This window comes from Bacillus sp. XB1 (assembly GCF_053557995.1).
In genome coordinates, this window is sequence record NZ_JBNRIL010000004.1 from 166,851 (window position 1) to 177,648 (window position 10,798).

General features: G+C 35.5%; 13 protein-coding genes and 1 pseudogene. 7 read left to right on the top strand and 7 right to left on the bottom strand.

The features are described 5' to 3' along the window. Positions 1 to 45 precede the first annotated feature (45 nt). The 4 genes from ACK1U5_RS23905 to ACK1U5_RS23920 form a co-directional block, all read right to left on the bottom strand. Positions 46 to 843: an ABC transporter permease gene (locus ACK1U5_RS23905; protein WP_000679260.1), complete on the bottom strand. Its 798-nt coding sequence runs from the start codon at positions 841 to 843 to the stop codon at positions 46 to 48. After that, entirely contained in the window at positions 827 to 1,486 is a 660-nt protein-coding gene (locus ACK1U5_RS23910) for an ABC transporter ATP-binding protein (RefSeq protein ID WP_000470265.1), read from the bottom strand. Before ACK1U5_RS23910 ends, ACK1U5_RS23905 begins: the two co-directional genes overlap by 17 nt. Positions 1,487 to 1,541: 55 nt before the next feature. Continuing rightward, a complete protein-coding gene (locus tag ACK1U5_RS23915) occupies positions 1,542 to 1,715 on the bottom strand; it encodes an aspartyl-phosphate phosphatase Spo0E family protein (protein WP_001054089.1) in 174 nt (57 codons plus the stop codon). 233 nt (positions 1,716 to 1,948) lie between these two features. After that, positions 1,949 to 3,019: an NAD(P)/FAD-dependent oxidoreductase gene (locus ACK1U5_RS23920; protein WP_000682077.1), complete on the bottom strand. Its 1,071-nt coding sequence runs from the start codon at positions 3,017 to 3,019 to the stop codon at positions 1,949 to 1,951. Positions 3,020 to 3,365: 346 nt separating this feature from the next. On the opposite strand from ACK1U5_RS23920, the gene ACK1U5_RS23925 reads away from it, so the two are divergent. The 6 genes and pseudogenes from ACK1U5_RS23925 (at position 3,366) to ACK1U5_RS23950 (ending at position 7,345) form a co-directional block, all read left to right on the top strand. Then, a complete protein-coding gene (locus ACK1U5_RS23925) occupies positions 3,366 to 3,605 on the top strand; it encodes a YuzB family protein (RefSeq protein WP_000595026.1) in 240 nt (79 codons plus the stop codon). 268 nt (positions 3,606 to 3,873) lie between these two features. Next, a complete protein-coding gene (gene dapF / locus ACK1U5_RS23930) occupies positions 3,874 to 4,740 on the top strand; it encodes a diaminopimelate epimerase (RefSeq protein WP_000077398.1) in 867 nt (288 codons plus the stop codon). Between the two features lie 41 nt (positions 4,741 to 4,781). After that, positions 4,782 to 5,135 carry a HesB/IscA family protein gene (locus ACK1U5_RS23935; protein ID WP_000573825.1) on the top strand — a complete coding sequence of 118 codons (354 nt, stop codon included), beginning with the start codon at positions 4,782 to 4,784 and terminating at the stop codon, positions 5,133 to 5,135. Between the two features lie 452 nt (positions 5,136 to 5,587). Continuing rightward, entirely contained in the window at positions 5,588 to 6,358 is a 771-nt protein-coding gene (locus ACK1U5_RS23940) for a hypothetical protein (RefSeq protein WP_000834602.1), read from the top strand. A 421-nt stretch (positions 6,359 to 6,779) separates the two neighbouring features. Beyond that, positions 6,780 to 6,848, top strand: a pseudogene (locus ACK1U5_RS23945) (methyltransferase); the annotation flags it as partial. A 143-nt stretch (positions 6,849 to 6,991) separates the two neighbouring features. Continuing rightward, entirely contained in the window at positions 6,992 to 7,345 is a 354-nt protein-coding gene (locus tag ACK1U5_RS23950; RefSeq protein ID WP_000833146.1) for a YxeA family protein, read from the top strand. Between the two features lie 29 nt (positions 7,346 to 7,374). Here the strand turns inward: ACK1U5_RS23950 and ACK1U5_RS23955 are convergent, their stop codons facing one another. After that, entirely contained in the window at positions 7,375 to 7,836 is a 462-nt protein-coding gene (locus ACK1U5_RS23955) for a DUF523 domain-containing protein (RefSeq protein ID WP_000635484.1), read from the bottom strand. 79 nt (positions 7,837 to 7,915) lie between these two features. On the opposite strand from ACK1U5_RS23955, the gene ACK1U5_RS23960 reads away from it, so the two are divergent. Next, positions 7,916 to 8,797: a helix-turn-helix domain-containing protein gene (locus tag ACK1U5_RS23960; protein ID WP_000535262.1), complete on the top strand. Its 882-nt coding sequence runs from the start codon at positions 7,916 to 7,918 to the stop codon at positions 8,795 to 8,797. Positions 8,798 to 8,814: 17 nt separating this feature from the next. Here ACK1U5_RS23960 and ACK1U5_RS23965 read toward each other — a convergent pair whose 3' ends face one another. Next, on the bottom strand, positions 8,815 to 10,062 hold the full coding sequence (locus ACK1U5_RS23965) for an MFS transporter (RefSeq protein WP_113710573.1): 1,248 nt from the start codon (positions 10,060 to 10,062) through the stop codon (positions 8,815 to 8,817). A gap of 165 nt (positions 10,063 to 10,227) precedes the next feature. After that, complete coding sequence (locus ACK1U5_RS23970; RefSeq protein WP_000902159.1) at positions 10,228 to 10,707, bottom strand: GyrI-like domain-containing protein; 480 nt, start codon at positions 10,705 to 10,707, stop codon at positions 10,228 to 10,230. Positions 10,708 to 10,798: the final 91 nt, after the last annotated feature.

The window sequence follows — 10,798 nt, forward strand, 5'->3', positions numbered from 1 at the left end:
AAAAAATCGTTAATATAATTTCACTCACCGAGAACGATGCATCATTTACCTCGCATCATAGTCAACCTCTTTCAATTGACATCGCTTATTAAAGAACGTTTTATATCCAAGCTGTAAAAAGATAATGACAGCAAAGGCAGTACTTCCAGAAATACCGAGTATGATGGCGATTTGATATTGAATGGCTGTGAATGGTGATACACCGGATAATATTTGACCAGTCATCATGCCTGGTAAGCTTATAATTCCCATTCCGACCATAGAATTAATTGTTGGTAAAATAGCAGAGTCAAAAGCGTCTCGAATGAGCGGAGCAGCAGCTTCTTTCGGTGTTGCGCCGAGCATAAGTGCACCTTCAATTTGACCTCTTTGCGATTTCATATTATTTAAGAACGTATTTGCACCAAGAGAAACACCAGTCATGGCATTCCCAACTAACATTCCTGTAATAGGGACGATATATTGCGGAGCATACCAAGGGTCATGACCGATAATAACAAAGATAAATAGTAGAAGTGGCCCAATTGATCCGGCGACCATGGAAAGGGCGGCTACTCGTTTTAATTCTTTAGACATTGGGATGTTAACTCGTTTATAAATATTAAAAATTGCAAAGGTAGTAATAGAAGTGATGAGAGCGATTGTATAAAATGGATTACTGTTTTCAAATACGTATGTAAGGACATATGCAACAAGTACGAGCTGAATGGTCATACGGAATGTTGCGAGCGCGATTTGTTTTTCGCGAGGTATTCCTTTTAATTTTACAAGTCCAATTAAAATAAGAATGAAAATATAGGCAGCTGCAAGTTGCCAAATTTGGAGTTCAATAACGCCCTTCAACTGAGAGCACTTCCTTTCTAGTTGCACCCTTTGTTTTGCTAATTTCAATAATATCATCTGCAATTTCTTCTGGAAGTTGTTGCGAGTGTGTGATGAAGATAACTGTTTTTTTCTTTTTTCGTGCTAGTTCAGTAAATTGTTTCATAACGCGGCGTTCTGTATCACTGTCTAATGCTGAAGTGGGTTCATCTAATAAATAGACAGGCGGATCCATAAGTACGATACGTGCAAAGGCAAGTCTTTGTTTTTCACCGCCGGATAATGAGGAGGTGCTATCTTCTAATTGCTTGTCTAAGCTAACGGTTTGTAATGCACTCCGCAGGGCATCATCATTTGGAAATGGTTTTTCAGAAAGACGAAGTCCCATTAATAGGTTGTCTTTAACGGTTCCATCAAAAATAGGTGGAGTTTGCCCAAGCATAACTACGTCACGACGTAATTGAATAGGGTAATAATCAGAAATTAACTTTCCGTTATATTCAATTGTACCGGATGTTGGGGATTGTAAATCGTTTAACATGCGAAGTAATGTGCTTTTTCCGCTTCCGCTTTCACCGATAATACAAGTAATCTTTTCTTTTTGAATCTGTAAATAAGGAATGTGTAGTATATCTTTATATATAACGTCTTTTAATATAAACATAAATCGCTCCTTTCTGATTCTAGTTATATCGTATCAAAAAAAGAGGGGAAAATGGTTATAACGAACAACGTTTTTTCTTCGTCTTGAGTTTTATTAATAAGTTAAGTAAACGATCTAATTCTTGGCTGAAAGAAATCACTTTATCATGAGTGAATCCGTATCGTTCAACGAGATAGATTAACTCTTTCTTTTTCGCTTCTATTCGATTGTTTAGTTTCGATAAGTTCATAAGTGGAATGTAATGCCTCCTACAAAAGTATTTATCACATAAAAAATAAGACCGAATGAATTCGGTCTTAAAGGAAAGAATAAAACAACTTACAAATAGCATACAATGTTTATCAATATTTTTTAATATAAAAATGAAAAATAAATCATTATAAATATTGAGAAAGATGTGTCTGATAATTTTTAAAAACTGATGCAAAGAGGCTGCCTACATAGTAGATAGCCTGTAAGGTATTAACCTTTATGATATTTGTACATCCAAAGAAGACCAGATTTTAATAATCTCGGTACACGTCCCATTAATGGTTGGTTTGCTAGTAAACCAAAGCCGTGCTTCTTACCAAGAGAACCGAGAACACCTTTTAATTTAATTACAGGTAGTTCATCCGGGAGTGGTTCATTATTCCAACGTTTTAATAATATTTGGACAATTTGTTCTCCTTGACCTTCAGCCAGTTGGGCAGATGGTGCATGTGGAAGTGCTGCGCAATCTCCTACAACGTAAACATGATCGTTATTTGGAATATTATGATATTTAGTTAAGACAACCCGTCCGCTACCATCTTGTTCAACTGGAAGGTTTCGAACAACTTCATTTGCTTGAATACCAGCTGTCCAAACGATTGCATCACATTCAAGTGGTTCATCGTGGTTGTACACAATATTTGGTTCTACTTTTGTAATGTTAGAGTTTCGTATAATGTTAACTTTATGCTTTACAAACCATTCTTCTACGTATCTACTTAATTTCTCTGGATATGGGAATAAAATTCTATCTTTTCGATCAAATAAATAGATTTTTAAATCAGAACGGCTTTCACGAAGTTCACTTGCTACTTCAACGCCACTTAAGCCAGCACCAACGACAGCTACTGTTGCATTTGGTTCTAGACTATTTAATTGTTCATATGTCTTACGTGTTTGTTCAATTGATTGTAGACTATGTGTATATTCTCTAGCTCCAGGAACGTTATGATATTTATCTTCACAGCCAAGTCCGATAATTAAATCATCATATTGGATCGCTTCGCCGCCATCAAGATGAACAGCTTTTTCTTCGAGGTCAATATTTGTTACTGTGCCGTATTGAATATTGAGGCGTGGGTGTTCAGGAAACGGTATACGAATATGCGTTTCTGAAATAGTACCCGCAACTAATGCATAATATTCAGTTTTGAAGCAATGATATGGTACTTTGTCGATTAATGTCACTTGTACATCATCTGGAAGTTGGTTGCTTGGAAGTAGCCTTTGCAGAATTCTCATTCCACCGTAGCCGCCACCTAGTATTACGAGGTGTTTCATGATGGATTACCCCTTTTCTGTTGAAATATCCCCTAATCATAAAATTTTATATTAATAAAATATTTTGACTTTACTCAATCAAATTATATCGAATTTGTGAACAAATAACAATGCATGAATGAATACTCTGTTGTACAATAAGAAGAAAAGTAAACTGTTTTTCTTTTTAAGTTACTCTTTCATTGTAAGTAGCATGTTATATAGAAGAAATCATCTACTTTGAAGTGAAGTAATGAAGTAACTAAATAGTTTAGATTGTGTAACGAAAACAACAAGAAACAGCTTAGTTTTCTTCTTATAGATAAAGTGAAAAGGTAATTTGTTTTGTAGTACAGGGGGGAGAATTTTGATTAAACCATTAATTGAATTTTGTGTAGGTAACCTTGCAAGTGGTTCACAAGCAGCTCTAGAAAAATTAGAAAAAGATCCGAATTTAGATGTAATGGAGTATGGTTGTTTAGGATATTGTGGCATTTGTTTTGAAGGACCATTTGCACTTGTAAATGGTGAAGTTGTACAAGGTGCAACAGTAGAAGAGCTTGTTAATAATGTATATGAGTATTTGGATGAAAATCCAATGTTTTAAGGTGTTGCGAATTAGCAGCACCTTTTTCATTAGATAAAACTTTATTTCGTGGGGAAGACTAATACTGAGTATTAGTCTTCCCCAATCGAAAATAGTAGGATAAATAAAAAAAGGCCCTTTTTAGAAGGGCTTTTTTCTTACACAAATTGTGTAAGAGTGGCTCATCGCCAAACGTTGTCAAATATGAGAAACGGGGGACATTCATATTGTGTTCTAAAAGCATGCATTTTATACTTAACATAACAAATTATTTTTGGAGTGAATATAAATGAGCCAATTTTCTTTTACAAAAATGCATGGTCTTGGCAATAGTTATATATATGTAAATATGTTTGAAGAGCAAATTCCTGAAGAAGATTTAGCCCTTGTGGCCGAAAAGGTTTCAAATATTAATACTGGTATTGGAGCAGACGGGATGATTTTAATTTGCCCTTCAGACGTAGCTCCGGTGAAGATGCGTATGTTTAATAATGATGGTTCTGAAGGAAAGAGCTGTGGTAACGGTTTACGCTGCGTAGCGAAATATGCGTATGAGCATAAACTAGTAGAAGAAACAGTTTTCACAATTGAAACGTTAGCTGGTATTGTAACGGCTGAAGTAACAGTAGAAGATGGTGTCGTGACATTAGCAAAAATCGATATGGGAGCACCTCGTCTAACACGTGCAGAAATACCGATGCTTGGTGAAGGTGAAACACCATTTATTCGTGAAAACTTCTTATACAATAATCATCGTTATGCATTTACAGCTGTTTCAATGGGAAATCCGCATGCGGTTATTTTTGTTGATGATGTAGAAAAAGCACCTCTTACAACACTTGGACCAGTTCTCGAGACACATGAAATGTTCCCAGAGCGAGTAAATGTTGAGTTTATCGAAATTTTGAATAATGACGAGATGAACTTCCGCGTTTGGGAACGTGGATCTGGTGTAACGCAAGCTTGCGGAACAGGAGCGTGCGCTGCAGTTGTAGCTGCTATTTTAAATGGAAAGATGGAACGTGGTAAGGAAATTACAGTCCATTTAGCTGGCGGCGATTTAATGATTGCGTGGACTGAAGAAGGAAACGTGTTGATGAAAGGACCTGCGGAAGTAATTTGCCGCGGAGTGTATGAGTACAAGATAGAAGTGTAAAGATGTATAATGGACTAAGAACAGAAAGGAAGGTGTATTTCATGATTGAAGTAACAGAACAAGCAGCTTTTCAAATTAAAGATATGTTAAAAGATGCTGAAGATGGAGAGAAGTATGTGCGCCTTGCTGTACACGGCGGCGGATGTAGCGGTCTTTCTTACGGCTTAGGATTTGAAGTAGAACCAAAAGAAGACGACACAGTTCTTGAGTTTTTCGGTGTTGAATTTGTTATCGATACAGAAAGTGCTCCAATTGTTAAAGGAGTAAAAATTGACTATAAACAATCTATGCTTGGCGGCGGATTTACAATCGACAATCCAAACGCAATCGCATCATGCGGATGTGGATCATCTTTCCGTACAGCATCGAATGCTGGTAAGCCAGAAGAGTGCTAAGTTTTTAGCCAAAATAGAAAAGGCCTTTTTAGCGATGGAATAAAATCGTTAGAAAGGCCTTTTCTTTTTGCGTTAAAACAGAAAATGCATGTAAAGTTACTTTAGATTTTAATTTAAATGTTATTATATATGGTATATATGATTAATGCTGTGAATTCGAGATTCATATTGTTCATTTTAAGATAAGATTATGTAGAAAAAATGTAAATGATTAGCAAAAATGTAAATGATTAGCAAAAATGTAAATGATTAGCAAAAATATACTATTTATTAATTATATTTAATGTTAATATTTGTAACGAAGATGATTGGCGAGGGCTGATTAAAGTTTCACTTTATACAAAAAAGGGGCATGAGGGAGAAGGTTATAGCAAATTGTATAGAACTGAATAGTTCCGTATTAATTAAAATACGTTGATTACTAGATATAAAAAAACACCGGGGGGATTAGAGTGAAGTCATTTAAGAGGGTACTTATAGTAGGGATGGCGTTGACTACAGTATCGATTTTGGGAGCTTGTTCTAGCGATACAGACGTATTAACAAAAGCAGGAGCAAAGCAACCAGCGAAGGCGGAAGGTGAAGTACTAAAAGATCAGAAGAAAACACCTATGACTACGAGCAAACGTGAAAGTATTAAAAATGAGGATGCACCATCATCACAAAAGCGTTATATTTCTCATGATGAATCTCAAAAGATTGAGGAAGGTATGACGTATACGGATATTCTTAATACGATTGACTATGGTGGTGAGAACATAAAACATTATAATAACCATGAAAAACGCGTATTTTATACTGAAAAAGATACGGATGGTACATATGAAATTATGGTTGAATTAAATACATATGGTTATGTTGTAAATATTGAACGTACTGCTATAAAGGATGAAGATAAAGATACAGATAAAGAGAATCAGGTATTTACGAAACGTAGTGAAGAGCCTGTAAAGGAATATGAAGAAAAAAACGATCGTGTACCGTGGTATAAAGATATAAATAACAATTCGGCAGCAGTAAGTTACAATCATTATTTGAAAATCAAAAAAGGTATGGCCGCGAATCAGGTAAAAGCTGCAATTGGACAGCCACATGTAATTGAGAAATATAAATCATATTCAGTATATGACTATACTGGTTATGGTGGAGAAGGATCATTACGTGTAATCTTTGAACCGAATGGAACTGTTACGGATGTAGTGGAAGACGGTTTACCACGATAATAAATTAGTTACAGGAAGAATTGTAGTAAAGTTGTCTTTGATTTTATAAAGTTTTTGGGAGCATCTCCGAATATAGGTGAAAAAATAATTCTCTTAGCCATGTTAACTACAGTATTAGTATTTACCGAAGTTTCTTCCAAATTCAATAGCGTTATCGTGGATGTTGTTGTCGTATTATCTTTGTTGATATATACCGCAGTAGGGCAGCAATTGTAACTGGACGTAAAAGGACGCGGAGGAGTAGCAGCTTCCTTTTAAAAGAAGGAGGAAAATATGATGGAGGATATTCTTGAATTTATAGGGAGATACGTAATTAAACCTATTATTAGTTTAGTGAGATATCTTGTAATAGAGATTATAATTGAGGGCATAATAGAAGGCGTAATAAACGGTATAAGGAAATTACGTGATAAGTGGCGAAATTGGCGTGAAAGACGTTATTGGCGGTAGTGTAGCTGATGAGCGTGAGAAACAAAAACGTTATACAGAAGCTTAATGGAATGACAATTTCTAAAGTGAAGAAATAATTATTATCTTACAAAAGTGTAATGTTCATGTCATGTTTTTGAATTTCTTCTTTAAGCTCCGGGCTTTAAGATAAGAATATAAGAAAAAACATATGAGGTGAAGGAAATGAAAAGATACATTGCACTATTTAGTATTTTAGTTGTATTTGCAAGTTTGTTAGTTGGTTGTGATTTAAACCGTATGGGTAAAGATGAGTATTATGTTCAAATTACAGTAGATGGAAAAGAATTTGATAGTAAAGATAGTAATGGGCAGAAATTTAAAGATTATGAATATAAACTGACTGGCTTTGATAAAGACGGTAAAGAGAAAGAATTAGAATTCATAGCTCAAAAAAATCTTCGTAAAGAAGCATTCCTACGCGTATACCACTCAGATAAAAAAGGTGTAACAGCTTGGGAAGAAGTGAAAAAAGACGAGCTTCCAGCGAAAGTGAAAGAAAAACTAAGTGTGAAATAAGACAGATAAAAAGGAATTGACGAACAGGGTCAATTCCTTTTTTTGTTTTCAAATTCTTCTTCTGAAATGACTTTAAATCCGTGTCTTTTAAATAAAGCAGTTGTCACTCCGAAACCAGTTTGCTTATTACCGTTAAATTCTCCAGTGTAAATCGTAGAACTACCACAAGATGGGCTGCGTTCTTTTAAAATAATATATTCTGGGTGTAAATCTTTAATTTGTTCTAATGCTTTATAAGCACCATTTACGAAAGCTGCTGTGACATCTTCACCATTTTTTGTTATCACTTTCGCTTTTCCGTCTAAAACGTCGTCGCCATTCCCGCCAATAATTTCAGCGGAAGGACGAGGTGTTGGTAGTCCTCCTAATACTTCAGGGCAAATGAGGACTGTATCTTCTTTTTGCAGAAGCTCCTCTATTTTTGAAACAAGATTGTCATTCCCGTCATAACGGCAAGCAATCCCACCTAAACAAGCGCTAATTACGATCATATTTTCATCTCAATTAAAAAATATTAACTATCACGCCAATTTCGCTTCCTGCCTCTTACTTATAAATGAGGTGATATAAATGGGAAGCTTATATAATTTAATGAAACCATATAGTGAATTTCGAAGTAAAGAAGAGTTTAATACATATCAAAAACAAGTTTTGAAGTGCTACCGATTTCAATTGAATAAAACTGATTCTATCATTATTCATTTTTTAGGAAAATATGCGGTGAATGAGAAACAAAAAACAGTAGGAGTCGCTTGTCCATTAATGGGGACGATTGCGACGAATGTTGGAAAGAGTATTCGTACAGTACGCCGTTCAATTGCAAAGTTAGAGGAACTAGGAATTATAAAGCGTGTTGCAACAAAAGAAAGGCATAAACGCGGCGGGTATAGTGCGAACTTATATGTATTTCTTACATCTGCGATTGACCGCATGGATGACCGTATGAAAATGTCCGCTTGTAAAACTGAGGATAATGCAACTGGCTGTAGTAAAAATGAGCAAAAAATTGCTGGGAAAACAATTCTTTCTAAAAACATTTCACAAATAAAAGAGAAAAGAAAAGGAACGTATGAGCTTGATGAGACGTATTGCCGTCATGATATACCGAAGCCTTTTATATACGCACTGGTGCCGATGACGAGTAATCCGAAGAAAATTAATATATTTTGGAGTAAGGTCGAGCTTGCGTATAAAAAGAGTGGGTTACTAGAACAAGGTGTTTTACTAGAGCAAATATTAGCTGACGAAGAAGTGTATGGAAATTTAATTTGGCGCGTGAAAAGTGTTGTAAGAGCATATAAATATGGGGAAATTCGTAAAGACATTGGGGCACTTTTATACAGTACAGTGCGAGATTTATTTTTAGAGGTTGGATTAGAATGGGGAGCAGCATTAAGGAGAAGTAAGGGAATATCACTATTTGATCCATTCAAAAAAGAGTCATGCGTATAATACATGACTCTAAGTGGCTAATCGAACTTCCTTACAACTGGAATACGAATCGCTACAAATAGTACGAAGACGATAACAGCTATTGCACCACTTTTCATAACGGTTACGATTGGAATTCCCATTGCAAGTGCAAGTGATGTGAATGCATAAGAGAGCGGGATAAAGCCCATTGATGATAGCATAAGTAAACTCATTACGCGTCCCATCATTTCTTCTTTTACTGTCGATTGAATCATTGCCATAAGCGGTACAATCGCCATTGCGATTGTAATACCATAAAACATGCCGGCTAATAGTGCTTGCCAAAGTACGGTGCTAAAGTTGATGGCTAAGAAGAATACACCAGACAATAGCATCATGATAATACAAAATAGACCGCGTCTACGATTAATATTTTTTAAACCTACAATGATAGCACCGATTGCCATTCCGCCGCCTACAGATGCTTCTAAGTAACTAAAATGGAGCGAATCACCATGCAGAACGTTTTTAACAAAAAGCGGGAAACCAACTTGCATCGGGCCGATTAAAAATAAGTTTAAAAAAGCGCTACAAATAAGGAAAGTTGAAAGGAATGGCGATTCCTTTACATATAAGATTCCTTCTTTAATGGAAGTGAACATACCTTTATCTGTATCTTTTTGTTCTGGCATCGTAAATTGTATTTTTTGAACGAGTATGGCAGCGACAATCAGTAATAAAATCGTAATGGAAAAGATTGTCTCATAGTTCGTAAATTTAATGAGAATACCACCAAGTACAGGGCCTAAGATGACCGATGCTTGGTTCGTCATTTGTGTAAGCGAATTTGCTTGTGTTAACCGGCTTTTTTCTACCAATTCCGGTAAGATAGATCCATCTGCTGACCAGAAGAAAGCATCAGCAAGTCCAAAGAATAAAGCGAATAAAGCAAATGTATATAGTGTTACATCACCGACAATGAACCATGTGAGAATGGTTGCGACAAGAATCGCTCGAATGATATTGGAGTAAAACATAATGTTTTTTTTCGGGAATTTATCAGCTACAGCGCCGCCGACAATCATAAAAATAAGCCTTGGAACACTAAGAGCTACGAAAACAACACCGAGTGAAGCTTCAAGGTTTAATGTTTTTGCTATGTACCACGTTTGTGAAAAAGTAAAAAAGGCTAAAGCAAAGCTTGAAAAAAGAGTAGCTGCCCAAAGAAAAAGGAAATTCGTATTTTTTAATAACGGTTTTCCGCTTCCTTCTAAAGCAGTTTTATTTTGTTGTAGTTCCTCCATATTGCTTCCTTTCTATGTGACGAATTTAAACTAAAAAACTTATTAACAATCGTTTTATACAGTTTCTAATATTTCTATACTGCACTTTCTCATTGTAGACAATAATAATGAATTTGCCCAGTAGCTATTTAACGACAAAAAAAGATGCCGAATGGGCATCTTTTTTTAGGCTAACGCAATATAAATATCCAATTGAACGTTGTTTGGATCTAAAGCTCTTTCATCGTAAAGCTCAAAGTCTGTTGTGAAGGCACGTTTATTTTCTTTCGACCATTTCCAAATATATTCCCAAGCTTCACAAACGACTTCAGCAACTGGTCCTTTTCTTGTTGTAAATACCGCATATGTAGCGGCAGGTATTGTTAAAGTTGTCATATTTTCAGGAACGTCTTCTAATGAAGAAACAGGCATACCGATTGTAAATTGATATGTACCGGTTTCATCTGATTCGTAGTTTGAGTAGAAAGCGAATGTTTCTTTCGTTTGTTGATTTGGGATGTGATGCATCATTTGTTCTTGAAAGTATCGGTTCCACAGTTGTGGAATGTTTCCTTCAGTAGATGCCTCTTTTTCATTAGTCGTCGTAACCGAAACGCCGATTGCGTGGAAAGCTTCTTTTTTTACGATAATAGGTTCGTGTAGCATAAAAAATTCCTCCTTTTTTTAAAAAAGAACATTTGTTCTTGTTTTAATATAACATATTTTTACATGTAACGGTTGTTATTTTTAGAAAATT